22 protein-coding genes are annotated in these 26,495 nt (G+C 67.7%); 10 read left to right on the plus strand and 12 right to left on the minus strand.

Features of this window, described 5'->3' with window-relative positions:
- Positions 1-421: 421 nt before the first annotated feature.
- The 12 genes from QZX93_RS13180 to QZX93_RS13235 form a co-directional block, all read right to left on the minus strand.
- Positions 422-652: a hypothetical protein gene (locus QZX93_RS13180; RefSeq protein ID WP_295392595.1), complete on the minus strand. Its 231-nt coding sequence runs from the start codon at positions 650-652 to the stop codon at positions 422-424.
- A complete protein-coding gene (parA, locus tag QZX93_RS13185; RefSeq protein WP_295392594.1) occupies positions 645-1,256 on the minus strand; it encodes a ParA family partition ATPase in 612 nt (203 codons plus the stop codon). The genes QZX93_RS13180 and parA overlap by 8 nt, the downstream gene beginning before the upstream one ends.
- A 49-nt stretch (positions 1,257-1,305) precedes the next feature.
- The gene (locus QZX93_RS13190; protein WP_295392593.1) at positions 1,306-1,800 is read right to left on the minus strand and encodes a GNAT family N-acetyltransferase; all 495 of its coding nucleotides are present in this window, start codon (positions 1,798-1,800) and stop codon (positions 1,306-1,308) included.
- On the minus strand, positions 1,797-2,078 hold the full coding sequence (locus QZX93_RS13195) for a DUF1778 domain-containing protein (protein WP_295392592.1): 282 nt from the start codon (positions 2,076-2,078) through the stop codon (positions 1,797-1,799). Before QZX93_RS13195 ends, QZX93_RS13190 begins: the two co-directional genes overlap by 4 nt.
- Before the next feature lie 139 nt (positions 2,079-2,217).
- Positions 2,218-2,562, minus strand: coding sequence for a hypothetical protein (locus QZX93_RS13200; RefSeq protein WP_295392591.1), 345 nt, complete (start codon positions 2,560-2,562; stop codon positions 2,218-2,220).
- On the minus strand, positions 2,559-4,820 hold the full coding sequence (locus tag QZX93_RS13205; RefSeq protein ID WP_295394669.1) for an ATP-dependent helicase: 2,262 nt from the start codon (positions 4,818-4,820) through the stop codon (positions 2,559-2,561). Before QZX93_RS13205 ends, QZX93_RS13200 begins: the two co-directional genes overlap by 4 nt.
- 23 nt (positions 4,821-4,843) lie before the next feature.
- Entirely contained in the window at positions 4,844-5,587 is a 744-nt protein-coding gene (locus QZX93_RS13210; protein ID WP_295392589.1) for a PRTRC system protein B, read from the minus strand.
- Complete coding sequence (locus QZX93_RS13215; protein ID WP_295392587.1) at positions 5,574-6,809, minus strand: hypothetical protein; 1,236 nt, start codon at positions 6,807-6,809, stop codon at positions 5,574-5,576. Before QZX93_RS13215 ends, QZX93_RS13210 begins: the two co-directional genes overlap by 14 nt.
- An 87-nt stretch (positions 6,810-6,896) precedes the next feature.
- Entirely contained in the window at positions 6,897-7,115 is a 219-nt protein-coding gene (locus QZX93_RS13220; RefSeq protein WP_100922787.1) for a PRTRC system protein C, read from the minus strand.
- 30 nt (positions 7,116-7,145) lie between these two features.
- A complete protein-coding gene (locus QZX93_RS13225) occupies positions 7,146-7,937 on the minus strand; it encodes a PRTRC system ThiF family protein (RefSeq protein ID WP_295390959.1) in 792 nt (263 codons plus the stop codon).
- A 7-nt stretch (positions 7,938-7,944) separates the two neighbouring features.
- The gene (locus QZX93_RS13230; protein ID WP_295390957.1) at positions 7,945-8,364 is read right to left on the minus strand and encodes a PRTRC system protein E; all 420 of its coding nucleotides are present in this window, start codon (positions 8,362-8,364) and stop codon (positions 7,945-7,947) included.
- A gap of 31 nt (positions 8,365-8,395) precedes the next feature.
- Complete coding sequence (locus QZX93_RS13235; RefSeq protein ID WP_295390955.1) at positions 8,396-10,120, minus strand: PRTRC system ParB family protein; 1,725 nt, start codon at positions 10,118-10,120, stop codon at positions 8,396-8,398.
- Between the two features lie 332 nt (positions 10,121-10,452).
- Between QZX93_RS13235 and QZX93_RS13240 the strand changes: the two genes are divergently transcribed.
- The 10 genes from QZX93_RS13240 (at position 10,453) to QZX93_RS13285 (ending at position 26,264) form a co-directional block, all read left to right on the plus strand.
- The gene (locus tag QZX93_RS13240) at positions 10,453-11,037 is read left to right on the plus strand and encodes a hypothetical protein (protein ID WP_295390953.1); all 585 of its coding nucleotides are present in this window, start codon (positions 10,453-10,455) and stop codon (positions 11,035-11,037) included.
- On the plus strand, positions 11,034-11,888 hold the full coding sequence (locus QZX93_RS13245) for a hypothetical protein (RefSeq protein ID WP_295390951.1): 855 nt from the start codon (positions 11,034-11,036) through the stop codon (positions 11,886-11,888). Before QZX93_RS13240 ends, QZX93_RS13245 begins: the two co-directional genes overlap by 4 nt.
- Entirely contained in the window at positions 11,885-15,049 is a 3,165-nt protein-coding gene (locus tag QZX93_RS13250; RefSeq protein WP_295394672.1) for a DEAD/DEAH box helicase, read from the plus strand. The genes QZX93_RS13245 and QZX93_RS13250 overlap by 4 nt, the downstream gene beginning before the upstream one ends.
- A 6-nt stretch (positions 15,050-15,055) precedes the next feature.
- On the plus strand, positions 15,056-15,322 hold the full coding sequence (locus QZX93_RS13255) for a hypothetical protein (protein ID WP_295390630.1): 267 nt from the start codon (positions 15,056-15,058) through the stop codon (positions 15,320-15,322).
- Entirely contained in the window at positions 15,319-16,320 is a 1,002-nt protein-coding gene (locus tag QZX93_RS13260; RefSeq protein ID WP_295390632.1) for a DNA-binding protein, read from the plus strand. Before QZX93_RS13255 ends, QZX93_RS13260 begins: the two co-directional genes overlap by 4 nt.
- Positions 16,321-17,009: 689 nt before the next feature.
- Complete coding sequence (locus tag QZX93_RS13265; RefSeq protein WP_295390635.1) at positions 17,010-18,488, plus strand: transposase; 1,479 nt, start codon at positions 17,010-17,012, stop codon at positions 18,486-18,488.
- Positions 18,489-18,814: 326 nt separating this feature from the next.
- Positions 18,815-20,029 carry a hypothetical protein gene (locus QZX93_RS13270; RefSeq protein ID WP_295390637.1) on the plus strand — a complete coding sequence of 405 codons (1,215 nt, stop codon included), beginning with the start codon at positions 18,815-18,817 and terminating at the stop codon, positions 20,027-20,029.
- The gene (locus QZX93_RS13275) at positions 20,026-22,107 is read left to right on the plus strand and encodes a phospholipase D-like domain-containing protein (protein ID WP_295390640.1); all 2,082 of its coding nucleotides are present in this window, start codon (positions 20,026-20,028) and stop codon (positions 22,105-22,107) included. The genes QZX93_RS13270 and QZX93_RS13275 overlap by 4 nt, the downstream gene beginning before the upstream one ends.
- Complete coding sequence (locus QZX93_RS13280; protein WP_295390643.1) at positions 22,100-25,912, plus strand: DEAD/DEAH box helicase family protein; 3,813 nt, start codon at positions 22,100-22,102, stop codon at positions 25,910-25,912. Before QZX93_RS13275 ends, QZX93_RS13280 begins: the two co-directional genes overlap by 8 nt.
- 172 nt (positions 25,913-26,084) lie before the next feature.
- Positions 26,085-26,264, plus strand: coding sequence for a hypothetical protein (locus tag QZX93_RS13285; RefSeq protein WP_295390645.1), 180 nt, complete (start codon positions 26,085-26,087; stop codon positions 26,262-26,264).
- The last annotated feature ends 231 nt before the right edge of the window (positions 26,265-26,495 follow it).

Here is a 26,495-nt window from a genome sequence, read left to right on the forward strand (position 1 = left end):
GAAACGCTGTTCGCGCAGGTGCTCCAGCGCATGCCGTTGCCTCCGTCACCAGCGCGCCGACGGCCCCGTCCGCCCAAGTCGTCCGCGCTCCTGCTGGTGGCGGCGTAACCGGGGGTGGCCGGAACGATGATCAAGGCCGAAAAGAACAAGACTTATAGGCATTATGTGTCACCCGCACATAATTCCCCGATCAAAAGGGTATCAAAAACCTTGTTCGCAAGCTTCAGTTTTTTGCAACCCCGGCGGGACATACCAAATGCAAGCGCCGACGCCCCACTTCCTGCGAGACAACATGCAGCGTCCAGAGCGTCTAGCCACCCAAACAGCCCACTGCTAGCCCCGTTGGTCACCGTTGCGAGCAGCCTCCGGACGGCCCCAATAGCCGATGCGGCAGTCGCAGGCATTGGGGGTCGACTGAACTTCAGTTCAGGTACTCATGGAGCAGTTGCTTCACCAAGTCCTGAACCGTACGCCCCTCCTGCACCGCCCGAATCTTCAGTTGCTGGCGCATCTTCGCCGGGATCTGAACGTTGAGCCGCGCGGTGGGTTCCTCTGCGGCCAGCGCGGTCAGCGGCGCCAGACCCGACGGCGTACCGCTGCCCCCTAGCGATTGCCCGGGGCGCGGCTTGACCTTCAAACGCGGTTCAGACATCGAACGCCTCCTGGACTTGCTTGAGCAGATGGTGGATCTCCCACGCGGCCGGTCCCGCGGGCTCGTCGTCCATGGCGGTGGACCCGTCGGCCATGGACCGCGCAAAGATCGTGCGATCATAGATGGCCCCTTGCAGGATCGGGAACCCGTAGGTCTTGATCGCGTCGGCGACCTCCCGCGCCAGGAGGGTGCCCTTCTTGGCCCGGGTGACGACGAAGGCCGCCGCGGGGGCACCGTCCGTGACGGTCTGTCGCGCCTGGATCATCTCGACCAGCGGGTCGCAGGCCCATATATCTAAAGGAGAGGGCTGGATCGGGATGAGCACCAGGTCAGCCGCCTTGACGGCCGCCGCGATCATCTTCTCCAGCTTGGCGGCGCCGTCGATGAAGACCCACTGATAGGGGGCGCCCAGGGAGATCAGGTCCCGATCGAGCGTCGGCCGGTCCAGGCCGATCACCGGAAAGCCGGCCTTCCCGTCCCCCGCGTTGTGCCAGTCCCGGGCGCTGCCTTGCGCGTCGGCATCGGCGAGCAGGACCGTGTGCCCCTTGATGTGCAGCGCCCGGGCCAGATGGGCTGCCAGGGGGGCAAATAGGGGACGTACCACGGATACAGATATTTCGGCGGAATAGCGAGCGACTCCAGAGAGTACGGAGCTAAGGCGATACCGTTGCCAATGGCAGGAAGAGCGCCATCGGTGAGTCAAGCAGCGGGATGAATCCGTGGTGAAGGTAGAACGTCAATGCGCTCTCATCCTTGGCGTCCACGGTCATGGCAAAGGCCGCGATCTCGGAGCGCGCGGCCCGGGCCAAGGCGTCGGCGAGCATAGCGCCGCCGAGTCCCTGGCCGCGAAAGGCTTTATCGACGGCCAAGCGTCCCAGTCGGACAGCGGGAATCGTGGGATAGCGAGGCAGCTTGCGCGCGGTCTCTGGAGGAAGCTGGGCCAGCACGAGACTTGCGGAGGCGAGGGTGAAATAGCCCGCGACTCGGTCGTCAGGGGTGATGGCCACGAAGCAGGCCGCGACGCGGCGGCGAATGTCTTGGTTAACCCGCTGTCGAAAATAGTTGTCCAGCGGCTCGGAGCCGCTGGCGAAGGTTGAGCGGTCGTGGTACGCCGAAAGCGGAACGAATCGCAGCGCGCAACCGGTCATGCGCCGCCGAGTAGCTGGCGACGGCGGGCAAAGGCGCGCTCCAGGGCGGGAGACGGCGGCGGCGGGGACAGGATGGCCTCGGCGAAGCGCTCCGAATCGGCCACGGAGAGCCGGATGACCTCGGCCTCCGCGATGGTCCGTTGGGCCGCATCCTGGACCGCGGCAACGACGAAGTCCGTCATGGCGACACCCCGGATCTCGGCGGCTCGCTTGAGCATGGCGTACAGGTCGGCGCCGATGGGAGTGTCAAGGTGGGTCGTTGACGCGCTGGCTGCCATTAGGTCGTCCTCCTCAAGGTCAATGTAGGCGGATCACGAAGCTCATGGACCAACCGGTTTTGGGCCTCGACCGCTGTCACCACAATCATGATGCGCTCCAAATCAGGTGTTTTCGCTTGGCATTTCGCGGGCAGTATACCTATTTCCGGTCAATTGAAGCGACGGTCAGCGCGAGGTAGCCGACATAACCACCCAGCGTGTCGGTCACGAACCGCACCAGCAGTTCCGGCCGGGTCGGGAGTCGGATGCGGTCGCGCTCGTCCGGATACCACGCCGCCGCCCGACCCAGTGCCCAGGTCCGGAAGACCGCCCAGTCGCAGGCCCAGGCGATGCGGGTGTTCGGCGCGGCGGCCTCCAGTGCGGTGGTGATGGTCAGGTTGGAGGTCGCCAGCCAATCGTCGCCGCGGAAGAGCGCGTGGGCGACCGCGCCCGGCAGACGGCCGAGGGCGGGATCGAAGCGCCCGCAGGGTGCGCGCGCGCTCACACCCGCTCCATGGCCACGTTGCCCGATTTGATCGACCGGCGGGTCCCGCCAAAGTTGATGTCCAGGATGTCCTGGTCGCGAATGCCGACCACCAGGCCATCGCCGAAAAAGGGGTGGCGCACCCGGTCGTTGATGCCCCAGCCGCCGGGGGGAACCGGCGCCGTCGGCGGCTGCGCGGGCGGTTGGTAGCGTTCTTCAAGACCCACTTCGCCCAGATAACGGTTGAGCACCGGCGCCGCCTGGGGCGATGCCTCCGGCAAGGGCACGTCGGGGTCTGTGCCGGACAACCGACGGATGATCGCCTCCCCGAGTGCCGTGCTGGTGCGCAGATTGGCCTCGAAGGCGAAGGGACTGGCGGCGGTCTTCGCCGAACCGGGACCCCGGGTGGGGATGCCCAACCAGGCCGCGTCGAACCGCGCATCCGGCGGCACGACCAGTAGGAGTTGTTCCTGGACACGGGTCATCGCCACATAGGCGAGCCGCCGTTCCTCCTCACGCATTGGCTCCGCACTGGATCGGCGCGACGGGAACAGCCCGTCCTCCAACCCGGTGACGATGACCAGGGGGAACTCGCGCCCCTTCACCTGGTGGATCGACGACAGCAGCACCGTGTCGCCGCCGGCCTCGTAGCGTTCGCGGGACCGCCGCAGGGCGTCCATGCGGGCGACGAACTCACCCACCGTGGTGCGGGTGCGCACCGCCCAGTCCAGGAGCGTCTGATAGGCCAATTCCTTTTCGGCCGCCGCCTCGCTGGTGGCCGAGGTGGCGAAGGCGCTCACCAGATCGGTAGTACCGGCATAGCACCGCAGCGCCTCGGCGGCCGGCCGGTCGGCCCAGCCCAGGGCCTCGTGCCACAGCTGCGCGCGGTCGGCGATCCGCGTTTCGTGATAGGGCTTCTTGGCCTGGCGGGCGGTCTGCATGAGCAGGGTCGGGGCCTGCGCGGAGGCGCGCACGATCGCATCCGCCAGGGTATCGAGCGTGGCCGCCGTCAGCCACAGGGTCGGGGTTGCGAGCATGTGCCGGACGATCTCGCGTGCGCGCGGCTCGGCGAAGAGCGTGCCGGCGGCGAGGCGCAGGTAGCCCAACAGGCCGGCGATCTCGGGGACCCGGAAGAGGTCGTCCTTCGCCTTCACATAGGGGATGTCGCGCTCCAGCAGGGCCAATTCCAGGCTCAGCGTCTGCGCCCAGAGTCTGGCGAGGACCGCGACCTCGCGCAGCGACCGCCCGGCGCGGCGCCAACCGTCGATGGCCGCCACCACCGCGGACTGGTCCCCGGCCGAGGTGGCGCGGATCACGTCGATGCCGGTGTCCGGCGTGGACGGTGCCGAGACGCACAGGGTGTCCATGCGGTTGCGATTGTGGCCGATCAACTGGGCGGCGGCCAGCGACACCCGGTGCCCGAAGCGGAAGGTCCGGGACAGGGTGTAACGGGTCGCCCCGGGGAAGTGCCGAGCGAACTCGGCCCCCATGACCTCGGGCCGCGCACCGCGCCAGGCATAGATGCACTGCGAATCGTCGCCCACCGCGTTCAGGTGCGCCCGGGTGCCCACCAGTTGGATCAGCAGTTCCACCTGGACGCGACTCACGTCCTGGAACTCATCGACCACCACCAGGTCCAGCTTGTTCGTGACCAGCGCGAGCGCTTTGGGGTTGGCCCGCATCACCGCCACGGGGTCCGACAGCAGGTCGGCGAAGAACCGCAGGCCAGCCCGCTCCCGCGCCTGCTCAAAGTGCACGAACGCCCGGACGAAGTAGGCGCAGGACGGCAGCAGGCCAAAGGTCCGGAAGGCGTCGGCCGCGGACAGCAGGTCCGATTTGACCAGCCCGATGAAGGCGCGAAACGCCTCGAACGCGTCCTGGCTCGGGTACTCGTCGCTGCCCTCCGCTTTCAGCGCCGCCAGGGCGGCCTCGCGGGCGAGTTTCTTCTCCACGGCTTCGCTCGCCTCCAGGCGGCGTCGGGGCAGCAGTTCATGCTTCTCGAACAGCGCGGTCAGGGACAGCCCCAGGCTGTGGAAGGTGGACACCTTGGGCGCGACGCGGTGCGTCGGCAGTGCGCCCGCGAGCCGGGTCTGAAACTCCTTGGCCGCCTCGCGGTTGAAGGCGAGCACGCGGATGCGTTCCGCCGGCACCCCCTGCTCCAGCAGGAACAGGACCCGGCCGACCAGCATGTGGGTCTTGCCCGAGCCGGCCACGGCGTAGGTGAGGCTGTGGCCGCCGGTGTGCTCGATGGCGCGCAGTTGTTCGTCGGTGTAGCTCATGGCTTGCTCTGTTCGGGGATCATCTACCGGCTCCGCTCCAACCCCAGCCAGGTTTCCAGCCGCTGGCCCATGGGCACCAGGGCCGCATTTGGAAAGCGGGTCGCCTTGGCCAACGCCAGCTCGCCCCAGAACCGCACATGATCGCGGTCGCTGGTCTCGCCGCGGTCCTGGCGATAGGCCAGGTTGCCCCGAAAGTTCCCATGACTGAACAGGGTCTCGAAGATCGCGCTCTCGTACCCGGGCATGGCGTCGATGCCATCCAGGTGCGGGACCGTGGCACTGCCGAGGCACACCTGGCCGTCGGCATAGACGTTCCACAGCGGTGCATGGAACAGTGGCGTGCGCGCCGTCGGCCGCCCGCGCGACTTGATCGCGGCGAGCCGGATGGCGCCATCGGTCGCGGCGAACACCAGGGTTGGCCAGGGTACGTCCAGGCGGATTGGCGCGTCCTTCTTCCCACGAAAGAGGATGGGGCGCACCGCCCCGGGCACAGTCCAGACCAGCGATTCGTCGCCGGACGCGAGCACGTTCGGCGGGGTCCACCGCAGTTCGCTGGTGCGCTCCCCGAGCAGAGTTTCCAGCAGGGCGCGGGCATCGGCCGCAGTCAGCGGCCGACCGGGGAGGATGTGGGTGCCGCCCGCGTCATCGTCCAGCGGATGATAGGTGATCCCGCCCCCGCCCTCCCGGCGCTGTTCGTGGAAGACGATGGCCCCGGTGGGGCGGCTCGTGGTGATGCTGGGCAGCGCCATGGTTTCAGTGAGCGGCATGTTCAGCCTCATCGCCGGACGGGGCGGCCAGGATCAGGGGCATCGCCGTCGCGGCGTTGGTCAGTGCGTCCAGGATGGACCGGGCACCGCCGGCCGCGAAGGGGTAGCTGGCCAGCATGCGCTCCCCCGCCTGGGCGGCCTGATCGAGGGTGTCTTGCAGGGCGTCCTCGAACCAGGGCAGCCCGGGGTCCAGTTGGATCAGCCAGTCGAGCGCCCAGGCGCCCTCGTCCTCCGGCGTGGGCGCGGCTGGCGAGCGCCCCGCCGCGACTTTGAGCCTGGCACACACCAGCTGGACCCAGCGTGCCCAGGCCAGGTCGACCGGGTGCGCGTCGGCACGCTCCAGGTCCGCGGCCAACCGGGCGGCCTTGGCCTCCACCTGCGCGACGGTCAGCGGGCGGCACCGGTCTTGGCGTTTGACGAATGCCTGCCAACGGTTGCGGGCGTCGAGCCAGGACGCCAACTCGGTGGCCAGGTCTAGCGCGTCCGCCGCGGACTCGGTGCCGCGCTCCAACCAACCGCCCTCCTGGGCCTCGTCGATACAGGCGGCATGGAAGGCGGCGGGGTCATTGCGGACCGCCGCGGGCACCGCCAGAAAGGCGTCGAGGCGCTCCTCCACGCTCCAGAACAGGTCCGGCTGCCAACCGCGGGTACTGTCGATCCCCAGGGTCTCACGCATCAGGATGCAGACGCGATAGCACAGGCTGGCCAGATCGGGATGCAGCGTGAGCAAGGGCAGGCGGTTGCAGACCAGGGCCGTGCCCTCGCCTACCAGGTGGATCGCCCCATCGCGCCCTTCCACGCCGATCAGCAGGGCCGGGCGCAGCGCGGGGTCCACCAGGTCCGCGACCTGGGCGTTCAGATGGTCGCCGATGGCCTGAAGGGCAGTCGAGGCCAGTCTATAGAGTGGACGCGCATCGCCACCATCGTTTGCGTCCAGGGCCACGGCTGCCGCCATGCCGTCCACCAGCCCGGCTTCCAGGGTGAACTCCAGCAGACCGGCGACCTCCTGCCAGTCGCGTTCCAACCAGTCGGCATAGGCACGACGGGTGTCCGTCTCCCCGTGGAAGGCACCGGGCGCGGCGCGCAGGGGGAACGCGAGCGGGCTCAGGCCGGCGGCAGCGCCCGGGGGTCGAACCGGCCACGCCGCCGATCCTGGGCGGCGCGGCTGAGGACCTGATCGATCCGGCGCTGTTGCCAGCCTGCTGTGACTCTGAGCCCGCATGGGGTGTGCTCCTGTGCCGGTGGCGTTGCGCGGTGATCCGCCCAGGCGCGCAGCCGGGCGGTGATCTCGCCGGGGTTCATTGGTGGCCTATCCTTTGGTCTTGACCGTCGGGCGCTCGACGGGATAGACCAGGGTCCCGTCAGCCCGGAACTCGGGCGCCGCGAGCGTCGCACCCTGGACCTGGGGGAAGTTCGGCGCGTACAGCGCCAGTGCGTCCTCGGCGGACAGGGAGGCGTCGGGGTCGGCCAGTTCCAGGGCGCCGAGCCGAAAGACGCGGGGCGGGGTTTCGATGGTGGTGGCGGTCATGGGATGCTGCTCCTGTTCTGGGTCGGGGGATCAGGCGGCCTGGCGCCCGGCGACGAGTCCAAAGCTCGCCCAGGTGCGGGGGTCGATGGCCAACTCTCGCACGCGCACGCCAGTCGGATTGATGAAGAAGCCGTGGACGCCGATGGTGCCGTGTCGCACCAACTGCCACAGCAGATCGCAGGCGGCGACGGCCACCCAGCGGTTGATGAACAGGTCTTGCGCGGCCAGGGCCTCGGCGGCGGAACAGCTTGGCGCGTCGTCGGCGTCCAGCCGCTCGGCCTGTGCCAGTTCCGGGAACAGGTCATAGACGTTGGGCAGGCGGGCCGGGTCCGCCAGCCAGCCACCCAGGTGGCCCAACACGACCTGGCCGGTGCGCGCCCCATTGCCAAGGTCGAGCCAGAGGGTGTCGCGCCAGCGGTAGGGGTCCAGGTGCCAATCATGGGCACCGATCTCATGGCGGACCCGGGCCTTGTCCACGCACGTCACCAACAGATCGACCCGGCGGATGGCATCGAGCGCCGACACGGTGAGGGCCTCGGCATACCCCTGCCCGTTCAGGCCGCCGAAGGTGCCATAGCGGTGCATCAGGAGTTCCGCCTTGTTCTGGCCCAGGTCCGCGGGCCAGAAGCGTTGCCGCACGGTATTGGTCGCCGAGACGCTGTCGGGGTCGAACACGGACATCTGGAACCCCGGGTGCCCCAGGGCGCGCAGTGCCCGGTCGATCCGCGCCAGTCCGTCGAGGACTTCGCTGCCGCTGCCGCCGGCACCGGCCAAGACCACGCGGATGGGGTTCGCTACCCAATGGTTTGGTAGGACAAACATGGCGCGCTCAGGCGAACAGGTTGTTGGGGTCGGTCGGCGCTGCCGGCGCCGTGGTCGGTGCCGGGGCCAGCGGGGCCGCAGCAACCGGCGCTTGGCTGCCGCGCTCCACCAGCCGCGCCCCGGCCTTCCCCGCGTCCTTCAAAGCTTCCAATGCAGTGACCTTCATTTCCACATCCCGGCGGCGCTCCCCGTAGGTGGCGAGCATCCCGGGCAGCCGGGCATCCAGTTCCGCGACGCTCCCGGTGATCCGCAGCGGCATCGCCAGCGCCGCGCGCAGGGGTGCCGTGTCGCCGTCCAGGTTTTCCACCGGCTTGGTCAGGAGTGGCAGCACCAGGAGGGTCAGGCCGCCATCCGGGTTGCGGGCGATCTCGAAGCGGAGGCGTTCGCCCGCGGTCAGGACGCCGGCAAGTTGTTCAAAGAGGGCCATCGTAGTCTCCGGGGGTGTTGCGGGCGGGGTTTCAGGTGCGTCCGGCCAGGGTCTTGAAGCGCCCCACCACGGCCTGGGGGACGAAGCCGGACCAGTCGAAGGCATCCGGGGCCAGGGCCACGGTGATGATCGTGTCCACCTTGCCTTGCAGCAGCCGGGCATACCTGGCCTCGCCATGAGTCGTGTCGTACCAGGTAGCGAAGCCGGCCTCGCGCAGCAGTGCATCCATGCCCGCCTTGCGGTGGGCGCGCAGGAAGGGCTCATCCACGCGGAACCGCTGCGCCAGATCGGTCTGGGTGGTGGCAAGGATCGCCACGGTCGCCCCGGGCAGATCGCCGTCGTTGCGTTCCATGAGGATGTAACGCACCAGGGCCGCTTCCAGGGCGACACACTGGTCATCGGCCAGGGCCACCAGCGTGGCCATAGCTCTCGCCCGCCCGGTCGGCACGGCGGCCACCCCGAGCTTTTCGGTGTCGGTGCAGCCGGCATCCCGCAGCAGGGCGAAGAGGCGCACGGCACGGGCCACCCGACTATCTTCCTGCGCCAGGTCCGCGGTGATGGTACGCAGCTTGGTATCGGTCACGTCCTGGACCTTCTGGGGGGTCGCCTCGGCGTGCGGGCTTTCGGCTGCAGGCTGTTTGGGCGCTGCTGCCAGCCGCTTGGTCGACGACGCGGCCGGTGCACCCTGCGGAGTCTCCAGCAGACGGCGATACGCCTCCTGCTTCTCCGCGCGGCAGGCCAGGTTGAAGCACAGGTCTTCCGTCAGCCGCCCTTCGTGCCCCGGCGCGGTCGCGATCAGTACCCCGAAGTGGGCGCACTGCCGACACCCTTCCGCGAATTGCTGCGGCCCCACCCCGAGTGCGCCGGTCGCCTCAAGCACCGCGTAGGTCTCCGGTGCGCGCTCGGTGTCGAGCCAAACGGCGGCCACTTCCTGGGCCATGGCCTGCTTCCTGGCTTCCAGCACCAACCGGGTCTTGTCGCCGTAGCACTTGGGGTTGGAGCACTGGCCGCTGTCGATATGGGTGGCGAACAGTTGACCCTGCACCTCGGAGTTGTGGGCGCAGCCCTGGCAGGCCGCCTGGTCGAAGATCGCCCGCCCCAAGGGCAGCGCCACCTGGCCGATCCGTTCGCGCAGCTGCGCAATGCTGATGCCCTGCTCCAGGATGCGCGGCAGGGTGCCGTCCTGGGTGCCTGCCGCCAGGGTGGCCAGCAACTCGCCATGGCCCAGGGTGAGACGGCGGGTGTCCAGGGCCTCAAGGACAGCCGGGGTGCAATGCAGCAGCGCCAACCGGCTGTCGAGCTTCGCGGCACTCCAGCCGAGTCGGCGTCGCGCCTCGTCCCGATCGCCGTGGCACAGGGTCAGCAGGTCCCGCGCCTTCTGCGCTTCCTCGCTCGGGGCCAGATCGTCCCGGTGGGTGTTCTCGACCATCGACATCTGCATGGACTGGAGGTCATCCACCACGCGGACGAAGGCGGGGATTTCATCCAACCCGGCCTCGCGCGCCGCCCGCCAGCGCCGTTCACCGGCAATGATCTGATAGCGCCCGGCGTCGATGGCACGCACCACGATGGGCTGGATGACGCCCTGCCCGCGGACCGACTCGACCAATTCACGCATCCTGGCCAGGTCGAAATGACGCCGGGGATTGTGCCCCGCACGGGGCGCAATGACGCTGACAGGCAACCAGGAGAGTTGACCGTCCTCGACGGACGGTGCAATCACGGCGACTGCTGGAATGACGGGTTGGGTTTGCATGGCGACCCCTGTCGGTCTATCGGTTATGCGTGGCGTTGACGTGTTCCACGCGGGTGATCCACGGCGTTTGCGTTTCCCCAAGCGACTGATGTGCTTGCCGGCACCGCGTCCTTTCGGCCATTCCCCGAGCCTCTGCGCTGCTGTTCCACGCGCGGCAAGCCGATTTTCGACTGGCCGTATTGCCCGCCACCAATCCGCTATAGGTGCCATTATAGCCGCCCGCTGGCTTTCGTCAAGAGTGATATTTAATTAGCACTCTCCGCTTTACGTTTTCCGCTGCACTTGCTAGGCTACCCCCATGGATCACTTCCTTCTTGATTGCAGAGGCTGACATGACAGGCACACCGCGACCCATGACGCCGGTCGAACGCTTTTCGGCGTCGGTAAAGGACGGCCATCTCAAGGGGGCATTGGATGCCTTGGTCTGCCTCCCGGTCAATGTGATGCGTGAGGTGCTGATGAGTGCCGGTTTCCGCGTCGCCTTTGAGAAGACCAAGCCGAAGGTCCTGGCCTATGTTCAGGCCGAGCTGATGCAGGCCGTGGCAGCACGGGAACTGCCCCGTAACCCCTGGAAAGATCAACCGCAACTGCCCCATGATGCGGTGTTCGATTCTACGCCTGCGGTCATCGGGGAAAACGAGTGGCGGGTGATCGTCCGCCCCAGCGTCTTTGACGGACGCTGTACCGAATATCAATGGCGTCGTATTGGGTCGCTCATGTGGCACCCGGCCGGAGAGTGGCCGACCTACAACCACAATGATGGGATCTATATGGGTTGCCCGCGGTCTTTGGCGGACAAGGTGTTCTTTCCGAACCAGCAGGCTATCGAGGCGGCGTTGGGTCAAGCGCCTGACGCCCGGCTCGGGCAGCAGTTGGTCTTGGCCTTATCGATCGAATCCCTGGAGACTGCGTCATGAATAGGAATCCTGGTGAGGTCTACGCCGAACTCTGGAGCGAATATGTCGCAGCGAGACAGGCATTCGATGCGCGAGCCAATGCACTTAGCCAGCGTGAGGGGAAGGAGTTTGGGGTTTCATGTTCGTCCCACACCTTCGCAAAGGGCATCTTCGATACTCGGGATGATCTCACGAAACGCGCTGAAGAGATTGTTGCTCGCCTGGTCCGCCTGGCATGTGAGGCGTTCACTCCCACGGGTTGTCCGTCACTGACTATCAGTCATGCGGGCTTGCAGGTCCGCTTTGTCAAAAATGTATGCGATGATCGCTCGGGCCAGGATTTTGTATTTCGCCCTGAGCGGTTCGACCCGGCCGCGTTGTGGCGCGAACTGGAACAGGGCTATGGTGGGGATAAGGGCGTTGAGCTGGCCTACCGCAAGGCCGCACAGTTCATTGAGGATGAGTTTAACCTGCGCCCGGGGGTTGTCGTCTTGCGCCGCCGTGAGGGTATCGTCCTGCCGCTGCGGGTCTACATCGACAGTTCATTCGAGACGCCCACCCGGAAACCGCTGTCATGGGGCCGGCAAGGCGAGCTTTTTCAACTGCTCGGCTACCTGCAGACGTTCGCGGTCTGGGCAGAGGATACGAGCAATCTGGCAGGCGGTCTCGAGAGTGCGAAACGACGACTGTGCGAACACGGGTACAGCGTGGTTTCCCGGCAACGGATTCAGGTCTCTTCCGCCCTGCATATCATTACCTATCACACCCGCTTTGAGTTCGTCTTCGGCGCCGCGATCGGCACGCAGCTGCAACTGTTCCTGGCCCTCTATGGCCGACATTCCGAGAGCGCCGATGCCCAGGAGGCCGCGTGACCACTGCCGCACCCATCCCAACCAGCCACCCTGCCCCTGACTGGCGCCAGGCCCTGCGCGGCCGGACCTCGCTCGGAAGCCAGGCCAAACGCCCCGGGTCACTCGCTGGACTGCACGCGGCCCGCCTGGCGCACCTTGGCCAGTTCTTCACCCCAGACGTCCTCGCCGCCTGGATCTGGCGCATGGTCGCCCCCGCGGTGGAGCGCGCCTTGTCCGGCGACGGTGAAGGCGCCCGGGTACCCCTGATCGACACCAGTTGCGGCACCGGCGCCCTGCTTCAGTTCGCCGACCCGGGCCGCCACACGCTGGCCGGGACCGATGTTCACGGTCCCAGCGTGACGGCGCTCGGTGAGGCTGCCAGGGCGGCCGGGTTCCAGTGCCACTTCTCGACGGTGGGCATGGAGCAGATCGACCCGACCGGCTTCGGGGTCGCCCTGATCAACCCGCCCTTCTCGCTCCACCTGGAGGCCCCGACCCTGGTTGCCGGTCCGGCCACACACTACGGACGCTTCGGGCCGGATACCTCAGCCCTGTCGCACGCCTACGCCGTGCAGCAGGCACTGACGGCGGCCGACCTGGTGGCGGCGATCCTTCCCCGGTCCTATACCGACACCTTGCTGGCCGACCCCGGGGCCTGGCCGCGACTGGTGGCCGCGTTCCACGCCCCCGCCTGGTGCTTCCGCGAGCAGGGGGCCGAGGTGCGGGTGTCCGTGCTGTTCTTCGCCAAGGACCCACGGGCGCCCGGTGCCGCTGTCCGCGTCGAGACCCTGGACGACGCGCTGACCCTGGCGCCGGACCTGGGCTTGTCGTGCCGCACCACGCACCACCTGAACTCCCGGTTGCGCGAGACCGGGATCGTCGACGAGGGGCCGACCATCACCCGCCCGGTCACGGGTAACCCCAAGGTCCGGCTCGGTCACTCGGGGCGCAAGCTGACCCTGGGCTTTGCCTGCGGGCTGATGGAAGCGAAAGTCCGCAACGCAGTCCTGCGCGAGCGGCTCACCGCCCCGGTGATCGACGGCCACCGTTACCCCAAGGGGGTGAAGTACACCGGCCAGGGCGCGCTGGATATCGAGGTTCATCTGACCCAGGAGGACCCGCTGGCGTCGATCGAGGCCCTGTGCGACGTGATCCGCGCGGCGGGCGCCGACCTAGAGGTCGATCCGGGGTTGTTGCGGTACCTGCACAAACGCACCCGCCGGCTGCGCATCGAGCGCACCCCCTTCCGGCATACCGTCCTGGTCAAGGCCGACATGGCGCACGGCCCGGCCGGCGCGCTCGTCGGCAAGGCGCGCACCACGCACCTGGTGGACCCCGATACCTGGGGCTCGCCGGTCATCAAGGCGGGGGCGGAGGTGGCCTTCTCTGCGGACGGCTCAGGGTCCTACCGGTACCGGGTCGGCGGGCGCGACTTCGGATTGGCGGAAGAGGAACTCAACCGCCGCTTCGCCGTCGCCACCGGACAATCAGAAGACCATTGGGAGACGGTCCACCCCGGACGGCTGATGGCCTTCCCCGAACGGGCGGCGGAACTTCGCCGCCGCGGGCACGCCCTGGGCCTGGATGGGTTCCTGTCCTGGGACTACCAGTTCGAGGACCTGCTGGAACTGTCGATGACCCGCGGCGCCATCGCCGCCTGGGCGGTCGGGCTCGGCAAGGCGCGGCTCGCGGCCGGACTGATCCTGCTGTCCGGCTGCACCGCCGGGCTGATCTGCACCGAGGCGTACCTGATCGACGAGCTGCGCAGCGAGTTGGCCAGGCTCCCGATCCCGGCCACAGACTGGCAGGTGATCCAAAGTCCGCGGGACCTCGACCGGCTCCGGCGGATCAACGTGATCAGTTACCACCGGCTGCGGGCACCGATCCACGGCGCCCACCAGCGGCGGACCTACGCAAGCCGGCTGCGGCACCGCATCGGCTGCCTGGTGGCCGACGAGGGCGACCTGTTGCGCAACAAGGCGACGGCCCAGAGCGCGGCCTTGCGGATGCTCGCGGCCAAGCGACGCTTTGCGTTGTCCGGCACCCCGCTCGGGAACTACCCGCGCGATGCCTTCTCCGTCCTCGCCTTCACCGGGGGCGATGCGACGGCCGCCCAGGTGTATGGCATGCACCGTTGGTATCTGGACCCGGCGCTGCGGCAATCGACCCGCGACTGTGTGCCCGGGATCGATCGGGTGCGCGAGCAGTTCGTCACCCTTGAGTGGGTCACAAACCAGTTTCGGCAGGATATGACGACCGGGGCCAAACGGGAGGTGCCGAAGCTGCGCAATCTGTCGGCCTACCGGGCGGCCCTGGCCCACCACGTCAAGCGGCGCGTGGCCCAGGAGCCCGATGTGGCACGGCATTTCCAAATCCCGGTGCCGGAGCACCGCGTGACCACCCTGGATTGGGACCCCGCCCACCTGGCCCACTACCTGCGGGTCGCCGATGACTTCCGCCAGTGGTACCTGAAGGGCCAGGCCAATTCCCGCGAGCGCAACCTGATCGCCCTGCTCGCGCGCATTCAGGCGGTGCAGATCGCGGCGGCGATCCCGCAACGGCGTTCGGACAAATCCCCGTTCGTCTACGACGGCGGACTCACGAGCAAACAGCGGTATGTGGTGGACCGGTTGGGGGCCTTGGTCGAGGACGGCCACAAGGTCATCGCCTACGCCGAATGGCCGGAGTTGCTGGATGTCATCGGGCGGGAATTGGACCGGCGCAGGGTCGAGCACGTCACCATCCATGGCGGCAAACCCATCGCTGAGCGGGTGCGGGAACTGAACACGCGCTTCCGCGCCGGCCCCGCCCCGGTGCTCTTGGCGAGTCTGGGCGTCGCCCAGAAGGGACTGAACATCCCGGAGGCCGATCGGGTGCTGTTCCTCACCCGTTCCTGGACCGCCAAGACCGAGGACCAGGCCGAGGGTCGGGTGCTGCGACCCCAGCAGACCCGGGCCGTCACCACCGAGTTCGTCCACTTGCGGGGGTCGATCGACGACTACCAGGGGCAGATGGTCACGCACAAGCGGGACGCCATCAACGCTGGGCTGGATTGGGGGACCCCGACGTTGGACGAAGTGGAGTTCCTGCACCTGGATACCCTCTTGGGGCGGTTCGTCGAGGACCTGGCGGGGCTGATGGGGTGCCGGACCCATGAAGTCCGCGACCGACTGGCTGCATAGGGGAAGATGATGAGCGATATTGAGATTGTCATTGGCGACGGGTCAGTCACCATCCGCCGCTCCGGGCGCTCCGCACCCATCGTGGCGCAGGTCCTGGGGCTCGATCGGAACCCGGACGGTGAACTCACCCGCCTATGGCTCGACCGCCTGGTGCATCGGCCGGGGGAGGAATGGACGGGCGACTGGTCCGTCCGTGGGGCCGTGAGCTCGATCATCGAGCGCGTTGGCATCGGCGCCGGTGAGGCGTTCGCCCACCCACCGGAATCACCATGAGCGCCCACGGAGCGACCCGTCAACGCGCCTTCGAGACCGCCTGTACCCTCGCCGCCGCCGGCAAGCGCCCGACGATCGCCGCGGTCCGCGAGGGACTGGGTGGCAAAGGCTCACAGCAGGCGATCGGCGCCGGGATCGACGACTGGCTCGACGAGGCCGCCCGGCGCTTTCAGATCCCCGGCATTCCCGAGGCACTGCGCACGCAGGTGGTCGAGGTCTGGGACCAGGCGTGCCGGTTGGCCAGCGAGCAGTGGCACGACGCCAAGACGGCGCTGGAGGCCCAGGTAGTTGCGGTCGCAGGCGAGCGTGACGCGGCCAGGACCGAGATCGAGCGCATGGCCACCGAACTGAACAGCCAGGGCGCGACGCTGCGGGAAACCCAGGACGCACTGGACCTGGCCGGCAACACGCTGGACGCCCGCACCGAGGCCCTTGCGGAGACAACCGAGGCCCTGACGCAAGCCCGCGTGGAGGGCGAAGACCAATCCCGCCGGCGGGATCATGCCGAGCGGGTTGCTGCGGCGTCTGTGGAAAGCCTCAAGGCAACCCAAGAGCGCATCGCCCGGCTCCAGGTAGAGCAGGAAGTCGTGACGGCACGGGCCGAGTTGCTGGAGCGCGCGGAGGCGACCGCCAGGGACGCTACGGCACATGCGCGGGCGGACCTTGAAGCCGCACAAGCGTTGGCGGAACAGTTGCGCGGCTCGGTGTCTGAGCGCGACGGCCAACTCGCCACGCTGACGGCCACAATCCAGGCGGAACAGCAGTCGCGGGACGCGGATACCCAGCACTGGCTCAGCCGCCTCGCCGAGCATCAGGCGGCAGTGGCGGAGGCCCGTGCCCGGGAAACGGCGCTGACCGAGGAGAAAAAGGCCCTAACCCTGGAGGCGCAACGGTTTCGGCAGGACCTTCGGAAGGTTCAGTCCGAGATCCCTGGCCGCTTCGCAAGCCCGGACAGCCGCCCGACGCCGGCAACGCACGAGGAACCGGCACCGTCCTGAGTTGCTACTCTGACTGCCGGAGCACATCCTTTCCATGGACGTCTGGGCGCTCGTCTGGTCTGCGCCTGGCAGGGTAAGACCGATGCTCTCTCGTGTAGGAAGAACCGAACGATGCGCATTGAGGTGCCGTAGCCGACTTTGGTGTTCGCAGCCAAGAAAAGTGGAACACGACTCGCGGTCGTCAAGTCGAGGGGCCGCCAACCCCCGCACCCCGCTCTACCATGCAACCGTGAGGCACGCCTGCAGAGACCGGCAGGCCTGCTTTAGGGTCGGTACAAGATCACCCGACCGCTCGTAAGCAAACGATTGGGCCAGATCCGCGAAAGCTTCCTGACCGAGCCGATAGCGGTGTCGGTAAGCCTCTGAATTGAAAAATCGCCTGAGTAGGGAACATTTTCGTTTACCCCAGCGCAGAACAAACGATCAAGGGCTTACGCGCATAGCGTCGGGCGAAAAGCGAAAATTCACCCCAGTGCCGGGGGCGCGATCATCGCTCGGGCCGCCGGTCCTCGCGGCATCGCGTCGCCGCCGGGGTGACTGCGATGCCGGCGACGCGGCCCGACCGCCGGGCGCGCCGGAAGTCCGCCGGGAACCGGCCGCCATCCCGATCAACGCCGGCGGGGGTATGCAAATGGGTGGCCGCCAAGGGATCATATCGTTGTCGAGACGATCCTTTGCAGGAGGACCCCATGGCGGCCATTGAACTGAGCTTATTTGACTGGCGCGCGGTTGAGACGCGCAGCGATCTGGATCGCTTCTATCTGGTGCGCGATCATCTCCCAGACGCGCGGTTGGTGCAATACCTGGAGGTCATGCGCGGGTCGGGCCGCGATGACTATCCGGTGGCGGCGATGTGGAACGCGGTGCTGGCCGGGGTGGTGTTCCAGCATCCGTCCATTGAGGCCCTGATTCGCGAGCTTGGGCGCAATCCAGCGTTGCGGGAAGCCTGCGGTTTCGCGGTGTTGCCGCTCCAGAAAAAGCCGATGGCGCAGCTGGTGCCGGACGCCGCTACGGGGCGGATGACCATTGCCTATGCGGCGCCGCAAGCGCTCCACGCGGCGGTGCCCGAGAGTTGGAATTTCTCGCGTTTTCTCGCCAACGTCATCGCACTGGAGGAGACGCTGGGGATGGTGACCGGGATGATCACGACGCTACGTGAGCAACTGATGGAGGTCCTGCCGGAGTTCGGGTGCCATCTGGGCTATGACGGCAAGGCCATCGACAGCCACAGCACCGGGCGGGTCAGTCGCACCACCGGGGAGACCTCCGATCCGGATGCCGATTGGGGCAAGCACGAGACCAGCGGCGTCGACGCCAGTGGTAAGCCCTCGAAAAAGATCAAGAGTTGGTTCGGCTACGGTGTGCATCTGATCGCCGACACCCAGTATGAAATCCCGGTGGCGATGCACCTGACGCCGGCCTCCCACGCCGAGCAGATCGAACTGCGCGTCATGCTCAAGGAGACCTTCACCGAGACCCCCGAACTGGCTGAACGCTGCCGCGACTTCAGCGCCTATCGCGGCCTCGACAGTGCCGAGACCAAGGCCCTGCTGTGGGACGCCTACGGCATCCGCCCCCTGATCGACACCCGCGAACTGTGGCGGGAAGAGAAGCAACACCCCGATTACGATCCGTCCAAGCCGATCACACGCCCCCTCTTTCCCGCGCGCGTGGATACCATCGTCCATACCGAAAAGGGTAGCATCCACTGCATTTGCCCGCAGACGGGAGAACAGCGCGACTTGGCCTTCCAGGGCTTTGAAGCGGATCGCAACGCACTCAAGTACCGCTGCCCGGCCGCCGCCTATGGACTGGATTGCCAGGGTCGTGAACGGTGCCACCAGGCCGGCGGGGTCACGCCCGGGGAGTATGGGCGTATTGTGCGTATCAGCCTCGACGACCATGATCGACGCATTTTCGTGCCGACCCCCCATGGCAGCCCCAGTTGGCACCGCGGTTACAACCGGCGCAGCGCCCTGGAGCGAATCAATAACCGTATCGACAACAGCTTCGGCTTCGAGCGGCATTTCATCCGCGGCTTGGCAAAAATGCAGACCCGCGTTGGCCTGGCGCTGGCGGTCATGATGGCCATGGCCCTGGGACACGTCAAAGACGGTCGCCTCGGGCAGATGCGCTCGCTGGTTCAGCCCATCCCAGCAACGGGGTAAGCGCAAGGTCCGCCACGTCCGGTCAGGCCGCCCGCGCGTCGCCTGCGGGCGTGGTTGTCCGCGCGAAGGAGTTGTTGAGAACCCTTCTCAACGGGGAGCCGTAGCGACCCGCGGTCGGCCGCTTCCGCCACACCACGCCCGCACTTCAGGCCCGCCTGATCCCGCCCTAACCTCGCGGCACCCGCGAAACACGTCGCAGCGCAAACAGCTCTGACCGATCGCGTATTGAAAATTTGACTACCACATGGTTGGCGAGCACAGTTAGCGTAGAGATATCGCATGGGCCACGCTCTTGAGATCCTGCACCAATTGGGCCAAAGGCAAGAATGGGCTTTTTCTTCACATTGTTGGACGACAGTCTGCGCCCCAAGGGAAGCCGTGACCCGCTCGGTATCGAACATGTGTGGTCGCAGGTCGGCCGGCGGCTGGTCGGCAACCTCACCACGGTCACCGGACACCTCGATAACTTCATACTGGCCCTGCTCGGATTCCACCTGGCCCAAGCGGAACCGGACGTGCCGCCGGGGTGGCCGGCCTTCCAGCGCTTCGAGCAGATCGCCGCGCGGGCGCGCAAGCTGCGGGGGCACCAGGGAATCCGCGGGGACCGCCTGGCGCGCCTGGATGGCCGCGGTCCGGTACCCCTGGGCGAGGGCCGCCAGGCGGCCATCCTGCAAGACGCGGTACGTTCCGGGCTGTGGGGGCTTTACGCGAGCCCGCTCGCGGCGACCGGGCTGTGCCAGTATGACCGTCGCCCGTGCGGGGCGGGCGCGGAGATTGCCGAGCAATTCCGTATGGCGCTGAGGCCCTGCTGGTCGACCTGGTTGCAGGAGGCGATGTCCGCGGACCAGGTGTCTTACGACGACCTCGCGGCATTAGCGCCCAAGCTCGAACGGCTTCTGGACGCGCCAGCCCCTCGCCGACGGTTGGCGGAGATCTTGCTGGACGGCGGCGACGCGCCACCCCCCTGGCAGGGCCCGCTCCTTGAGCGCGCCACCGCCTTCGTCGCGCGGGGCGGGACCCTGACCACCCCGGCAGTCTTTGAGCACTTGGCCGAGGGTGATGACCCATTGGCCGACTATGCGCGGCGGGTCATCGCGCTCGAGTCCCTGCTGGTCCTGGCGCGGGTCCTGTTCAACTACCTGCTCGGCTGCCGCGACCGGCCGCTCGCCGACCTCAGCCGCGGGCTGACCGTCCTGGAGGCGCGCTCCGACCGCACGGGACTCCTGTTTCCCGAGTTTCCAGAAATCACCAACCGGGCCTGGTTGGAGCGACGCCGGGGGCTCTGCAAATTCGCCGATGCGGCGCGCGAACGGCGCTGGACGGACGCGGTCCGGACGCTCCTCGAACACCACGCGGGGGTCATGCGTGCCCGCGGCACCCCTGCCTGGGCCTTCCTGGACGGGGAGCGCCTGAAGGTGCTGATGGGATCGGGGTCGGACCTACGCGCCGAGGACCGCGTCGGCTGGGACAACGGCTATTTCGTGACGCCTTTGCTCGCAATACTCGAACAGTCGCGCCGGCCCATGGACCGGCAGGCATGAGCCCCATGTGCGACTGGCAGACGCTCACCCAGGGTCTGACCGCGGCGCTCGACGGACGGCAGGTCACGCACGCGCTTTTTACCACCTATTGCTTCGAGCCGGAGTTCTTCGAGACCTCGGTCGTGCCCGCGTTGCTGCCGGAGGCGCCCGCCCTGTCCGTGCATTCCGGCCTGCGGCGCCTGCAACTGGAGCGCTACCTGCACCGCCATCCGCTGCCGATCGATGTCTATTTCGACGCCGGGGTCGCGCTCCCCGGGGTCCCTTGGCTGCCGTACCGGGCGCTGCCGGTCGGCATCGACGGGGCCTTTCACGGCAAGGTCGTCCTGTTGCGGACCGCATCCCTAGGCCGGGTCCAGCGGATTCGCTGGGTCCTCGGTGCCGGCTCGGCGAACCTGACGCGCGCTGGCTGGTGGGAGAATATCGAGGTCTTCCATTTCGTCCCCGCGTTCGATCCCGAAGCGCCGCCCGCCGCGGTACTGTCGGGCCTCTCGACCCTGCTCGAGTTCCTGCAGCAGACCCGCCGACGCCCCCCACCGCCGGAGAGCGCGACGGCCATCCTGGCGGGGGAACTGGCAGCCAGACCGACGACGGGCCGGGGCGACACATCCAAGGCCCGCTTCGAGGTCTTTCTGCCCGGACCGGAACAAGGACGCTTCGCCGGCTCGCTCGCCACGGCGCTCGGCCGCAGGGGGGAGCGCGCCGACCAGGTAGAGGTGATCTCGCCCTATTTCCCAACCGAGACCCCGGGTGCCCTGGTCAAGGAACTGTTGGACGCCGCCGGGGGCAAGCAGGTCCACCTGTGGCTGCCGCAGGATCCCTGGCACCGAAGTGGCACGGCGGTCCGCATGGCGGAGGCGGATTACCGGGCGCTCCGCGACGAGCCGGCCGCCCACTGGTGCCGATTCGGCAATCCCGAACTGCGTGAGCAGGCGACCCCCGAGGACCCACCGGCCACGGCTGTGCGGCGCTTTCTACACGCCAAGGTCATCCGGGTCCCAGGACGGGTAGGCTTCATCGGCTCGGTCAACTTCAGCCGCGCCGCCTTCGACCGCAACTTCGAGGCGGGTTTCTGGTTTGCCGACCAAGACGCGCCCTGGCTAGAGACCCTGCCCGACGGGGGCGCGCCGGACTGTTTCACTCCCGAACCGGAGGCGAGCCTCCTCGACCAGGGCGATGCCGCACACCCACGCCTGCTCGCCAGCTATCACTGGGGGCGGCGCAGCCTCGGGGTCGAACTCCTGGCGCCGTTTGCGAGGCTGGCCTGTGGTTCGCCGATCGAACTGATCCCCACCGACGGCAGCCCGGTCCCGCTCAAACTGGACCGGCGGATGCGGTTGAAGCCCGCCACGGCGGCGCGAATTGAAGCCGCCCTCAAGACCCAGCCATGGCTGCGGGTCCGCTGGTCCAAGGACGCGCCGCCGCTGTCGGTCTGGGTCGACCAGGCGGGTCTGCAATACCGCCCGCCGCCGGCGGAACTTTCGCTCGGCCTATGGCGCATCCTCGACCTATGGCGCGGTCTTGACCCGGCTCACCCCGGTTCCGACCCCGACTGGACCTCGGCGATCGAGATCGCACTCTCACGCGATGGCGCCGTCCAGGGCGAAGACCCGCCGCCGCCCGCGGGGCCGCGGGAGGACCTGTTCGAGCAGATGTCCTCGGTACACGCCGGACTGCACCTGCTGCGTACCAGGCTGCTGGCGGCGAAGGAGGATGGGGACCGGGATACCCTGCGCTATTACCTACGGCACCAACGCCCGGACACCCTGCCCACTCTGCTGGACCGACTCGACCAGGGCGACGCCGAATCCGCTACCCAGCGGCCCGACCTCGTCGAGCGCTGGGCGATACTGCACTGGGTCCAACAGATTGCCGAGGACCATAGCGAGAAGTTGAGCCAAGGGCTGAAGGCGCGCGTCGCGGAAGGCCTGGTGCGTCTCGCTCAGGACCCGGACATGGCGGCGCTGGCGGCGGCGCATCCCGGCTGGCTCGAGTGGGTGGCGGAGATGTTCCTCTGCCCGCTCGGTCAGGAGGAGCGGCGCAGTCGAGCGCATCGCAGACGGGCGGCTCCGCATGGCTAGACACCGCCCCTGGACCCTGGAGTCCGCCCGCGCCCTCCTGGACCTGTCAGGGGGCGACCCGGCACTCAAAGCGCTGGGCGAGCAGCAGCTGACGACCGCGGTCGCGCTGCATCGGCTGCTGCTCGACCACAGGATCGCCTATCTGGCGGACGAGGTCGGCACCGGCAAGACCTATGTCGCGCTGGCCGTCGCCGCGCTCTTTCGGCATCTCGACCCCGGTTTCCGGGTGCTGTATCTGGCCCCCTCGCGCAACGTGCGCGAGAAATGGGTGAAGCGGGAGGTCCCCGCCTTTCTGGAGCGCAATGTGAGGGAGGCGGACCTGCGGGTGCGAACCGTTTCCAAACGCTCCCCGGTGCCGCTGTTCGACTGCGACACCCTCGACCAGTGGCTCGCGGCCTGCACCCGGCCCGCCTGGGGCGGGGATACCTTTCTCAATTTCACCGCCTTCAGCTTCCGGCTCGACGGCGGACCCGAGCGCTGGCGCGAACGGCTGAGGGAACTCGGAAGAAACACGCCAAGGCCACCCGAGCTGCGCGGCAACCTGCCCGATAATCGGGAGGGTAAGGACTCGGCCAAGCGGCGGGCGGCCCGGCACCTCTACCGGCACCTCCCGACCTATGACCTGCTGGTGATCGACGAAGCCCACCTGCTCAAGGCCGGGATCGGCACCTCGGACCGCGTGAACTTTCTCGCGCGCGTCCTCGGCACCCACCGGGACTGCCGGGAGTGGGGCGGTGAGCGGCGCATTCGGCGCGCTTTGCTGCTCTCGGCGACCCCCTTCGACCGGGACCTCGGACAACTCGTAAAACAGTTGGAGATCGTGGACCAGGCGGATGCTGCGATGACCAACCGGGTGCGGGCGCTGCGGCCCGCCGCCGGCTCGGCACCGGATTGGGAGCGGATCCAGGAGGGCCTTCGATCACTGATGATCCGCGGCGACCAGTTCATCGAGGTACGGGATCAGACGCTGGCGGAACGCGAGCTCAGCCGCAATCAGTACCGCGTCGAGCATCGCAGCGGGCCGCAGGCCGAGATCCGACTGCGCGACAGGACCGACCCCGAGGCACTGCGTCAGCGCCTGTTCACCGCGCTGGTGCAGAAGAAGCTGACCGACTGCCTTGGCGCCCGCGGGGGCGGCTTCCCGCTCGCCATGTTCGCCAGTTGGGAGGCCTACAGCCTACCGGCACCGAACCCCGCCAACGCGGCCGACGCCGACGACGCCGCAGGGGACGCGCCCCCGGACGGGGTAATCGATCCGCTGGACCTGGGCGGGGAGCGCGCGGGGGGCGACGCAGGTGCGATCGACGGCGACATCCTGCGCAACCTGGTTACCGCACACATCAGACTCTTCAACAGCGAGGAACCGCCCCATCCGAAGCTGGAGGCGGAGGCGCTGCGCCTGGGTACGGCCGCCTTCGAGGAGGGCCGCAAGCAGCTCGTCTTCGTGCGACGCATCAAGAGCGTGGATGACCTCAAGCGCCGCCTTGAGGCCCGTTACGACCGATACCTGGCCGACTATCTGCACGGGTGCGGCCTCGGTACCGCACAGGAGTGGCTTGACACCTTGGCCGCGGCGCGGGGCGAGCAACGCCCCGCCCCTGGTCCGCAAGACGCCGATGCCATCCCGGGCGCCCGTGCCGAGCGCGAGACCAATCAGCCAAGTACGGCGGAGAACCTGTTCGCCTGGTTTTTTCGCGGAAAGATCGATAAACCCGCGGCGGAACTGGCCGAGCATCTGGGACTGCCGGACCCGTATACGCTACGCCAGAACCTGATCGATCCCGGCCGCGAGGAGTCACTGATTGGGGAACTGGACTGGGTGGCCTGGGTGAAAGAGCGGGTACCCGGGTTCGACATCGTACCGCGGGACGTCGCGCAGCGTATGGGCCGGCTGGACCGGGGGACGGATCGGCTCGACCGCTACCGCCGGGCCCAGACGGCCTGGCTGCTGGTGGCCAGCGAGCGCGCACCCGGCGCGACCGGGATCGCCGCGCGTCGGATCGCGGACTACCAGCAGGCGGCCTTCGGCATTCGCGCCGGGCAGACCCCGGGGATTGCCGCGGACACGGTGACGGAACTGCTCGCGATACCGACCCTTCCCGCCGCCCTCGTCGCCCAGGACCTGGGCGAGGAACTGCTGCCGACCTGGGGGCAGACCTGGTCCAGGCTGATCGAAACCAACGCGGCCGACGCGAACGTGGAACTGGCCTTACGCCGACTGGATCTCCATCGCGAGATCCTGTTTTCACTATTGCGCCTGGACCACCCCTTCGTCGACCTGTACGTCGCCCATTGCCGGGCGATCGCGATCGGACACGGACTGGTCGACAGCCTCATCGAACTCCTCGCGGCCGGCGACCCGGAGCGCTTCGGTACCCGGCGCATCCTGGGGCAACTCGCCCTGGGGTTGGAGCAGGTGTTGAAGACCAACTTCGCCGATCTGCTGAGCCCCTCCCGCGGGGTGGAGCGCGACCAGTGGCGACGCGAGATTGCCGCGCGACTGCTGCCCTTTGCCCCGGTGGCCTGGGCGAGCGGGGGAAACGCCTCCTCGCGCTCGGCCATCGCGCGGCGGTTCCGGATGCCCGGCTATCCGTTTGTGCTGGTCTCCACCAGCGTCCTGCAGGAAGGCGAGGACCTGCATGTCTTCTGCGCTGATGTGACCCATTACGGCATCAGCGGCAGTCCGGTCGGGATTGAGCAGAAGAACGGCCGGGTCGATCGGGTAGGGGCGCTGGCCCGCCGCCGGCTGGAGGCCGCCGACCAACTGCGCGAGGAGGACAAGATCCAGGTGCGCTTTCCGCACCTGCCGGAAAGCCTGGAATGGTTCCAGATTCGTGAACTGTGCGCGCGCCTTAACCAGTACCAGGAGTCCATGCACCGCTTTGTCCGGGAGCCTGAGTCGGCCAAGAACCTGAATGCGACCCTGGCGGACCGCAGTCCTATCCCGCCCCAGTTGACCCAGCGTCTCAGGTCTCCGTTCGAGCCAGAACTGGACGATCGGCCGCACACGGTCACGGTCGAGGAGGTGCGACGGACAATCTCCGCCGCGCGGATCGTGCAGGCGCACGCGCATGACATGGTGGAGCGGCTGGGCCCGCGTTTCGGCCTCGCCCCCGTCCCGGGGGAGCCCGATCGGTTCCGCAGCGCCGACGGGGCGGTGCGCCTGGAGGTCATGCCGGCTGCCGGGCTCGGCGAACTCATGATCAGCGGCGTCGCTACCTTGCCGCCCGACGGCGGCCCCAACCCGCGGACCGCCGACCCCCTGACCGCGGCCGGCGCGGATTGCCGATACCGCATCGCTCTGAGATTCGGCGACGCCGGCCAGGCGATCTACGATCGCCGGGCGGACTGCCTGGCCAAGGGGGACGGCGTACTGGACGAGGGCGAGGTCTTGGACCTCGCAGCACGCCTGGGCCTCCCCGGCGGCGTCGAGGCCGAGCCGGCGAAGCCCAAAGTCTTGCTGGAGGTGCTGCGCCGATGCCGCGACGGGTTCAAGAAGATAGACGTGCGCTGGAAGCCCGGTCGGGGCGCGAACCTGCCGCAATGGCTCTGGCTTGGGAGTGGTTTGCGGCGGCGGATCGACCTGCGCGTGGTCGACGCCTGGCTTGAGATGTCAGTTCCAGTGGCCGGCGAGGCTAATCCGCAATGGCTATTGATGAATAACGACAACCCACTGGGTCTGGCCTACTACCTCGATCGTCGTCACAACGTGCGTGCGCGAATGGTTCAACCCCTCAGGTACTTACACGCTGAGGAGCTTCTGTCGATGGTGCGAAGCATGGACGCTGCGTCGCGTACCAGCTGATTCATAAAGGTGCTAAGTCAGCTGGCTGCGAGGAACGGAGTGTCTACAACCTATTATTTTTCAAGCCAACCATCTTGATATCCTTCTTGCCCACCCTTACGCCACCAGCGTTGAGCGGATCGGTATCCGCAAGGGTATTGAGCAGGGGCTGCAACAGGAGCGTCTACTCCTCGTGCGCCTGGCCCGGAGGCGCTTCGGAGCCGATGTCGCCGAGCGCAGCGCGCCGCTGCTCGACCAGGTCGCCAAAGCCGAGGCACTGGACGACCTGGTCGAAGCGCTAATCGATAGTCCGGATGGGGGCGCCTGGCTGGACGCGGTAACACAAGCCCCGGGGGTGATGCTCGACGGCTGAAGTAGCCAGGCGCGGTCAGTGCACAATCAGCCACAGGATGACGTTGCGCTCACCTCCCGCGGCCGGCACGCGAACCCTGGCACCTTGACTATGAAGGTCGAGAATGGCCGTCAGCGTCGTTGCCGACCTTACTTCAACTTGAGCGACGTCCCCTTGTTGATGATGAGCTCAATCCCCCGTCCCGCATCGACTTCGAGGACCGGGAAGGTGTTCTCGGCCATCTTCATGTAA

The sequence above is a fragment of the uncultured Thiodictyon sp. genome, from assembly GCF_903946935.1.
Classification (GTDB): Bacteria; Pseudomonadota; Gammaproteobacteria; order Chromatiales; family Chromatiaceae; genus Thiodictyon.

Bases quoted from the DNA above. Each gene is read 5' to 3' on its own strand.
- QZX93_RS13180 (WP_295392595.1), bottom strand. From the start codon at position 652: ATGTCTGAACCGCGTTTGAAGGTCAAGCCGCGCCCCGGGCAATCGCTA.
- QZX93_RS13190 (WP_295392593.1), bottom strand. From the start codon at position 1,800: ATGACCGGTTGCGCGCTGCGATTCGTTCCGCTTTCGGCGTACCACGAC.
- QZX93_RS13195 (WP_295392592.1), bottom strand. From the start codon at position 2,078: ATGGCAGCCAGCGCGTCAACGACCCACCTTGACACTCCCATCGGCGCC.
- QZX93_RS13205 (WP_295394669.1), bottom strand. From the start codon at position 4,820: ATGAGCTACACCGACGAACAACTGCGCGCCATCGAGCACACCGGCGGC.
- QZX93_RS13210 (WP_295392589.1), bottom strand. From the start codon at position 5,587: ATGCCGCTCACTGAAACCATGGCGCTGCCCAGCATCACCACGAGCCGC.
- QZX93_RS13215 (WP_295392587.1), bottom strand. From the start codon at position 6,809: ATGCGGGCTCAGAGTCACAGCAGGCTGGCAACAGCGCCGGATCGATCA.
- QZX93_RS13220 (WP_100922787.1), bottom strand. From the start codon at position 7,115: ATGACCGCCACCACCATCGAAACCCCGCCCCGCGTCTTTCGGCTCGGC.
- QZX93_RS13225 (WP_295390959.1), bottom strand. From the start codon at position 7,937: ATGTTTGTCCTACCAAACCATTGGGTAGCGAACCCCATCCGCGTGGTC.
- QZX93_RS13230 (WP_295390957.1), bottom strand. From the start codon at position 8,364: ATGGCCCTCTTTGAACAACTTGCCGGCGTCCTGACCGCGGGCGAACGC.
- QZX93_RS13235 (WP_295390955.1), bottom strand. From the start codon at position 10,120: ATGCAAACCCAACCCGTCATTCCAGCAGTCGCCGTGATTGCACCGTCC.
- QZX93_RS13240 (WP_295390953.1), top strand. From the start codon at position 10,453: ATGACAGGCACACCGCGACCCATGACGCCGGTCGAACGCTTTTCGGCG.
- QZX93_RS13245 (WP_295390951.1), top strand. From the start codon at position 11,034: ATGAATAGGAATCCTGGTGAGGTCTACGCCGAACTCTGGAGCGAATAT.
- QZX93_RS13255 (WP_295390630.1), top strand. From the start codon at position 15,056: ATGATGAGCGATATTGAGATTGTCATTGGCGACGGGTCAGTCACCATC.
- QZX93_RS13260 (WP_295390632.1), top strand. From the start codon at position 15,319: ATGAGCGCCCACGGAGCGACCCGTCAACGCGCCTTCGAGACCGCCTGT.
- QZX93_RS13265 (WP_295390635.1), top strand. From the start codon at position 17,010: ATGGCGGCCATTGAACTGAGCTTATTTGACTGGCGCGCGGTTGAGACG.
- QZX93_RS13270 (WP_295390637.1), top strand. From the start codon at position 18,815: ATGGGCTTTTTCTTCACATTGTTGGACGACAGTCTGCGCCCCAAGGGA.
- QZX93_RS13275 (WP_295390640.1), top strand. From the start codon at position 20,026: ATGAGCCCCATGTGCGACTGGCAGACGCTCACCCAGGGTCTGACCGCG.
- QZX93_RS13280 (WP_295390643.1), top strand. From the start codon at position 22,100: ATGGCTAGACACCGCCCCTGGACCCTGGAGTCCGCCCGCGCCCTCCTG.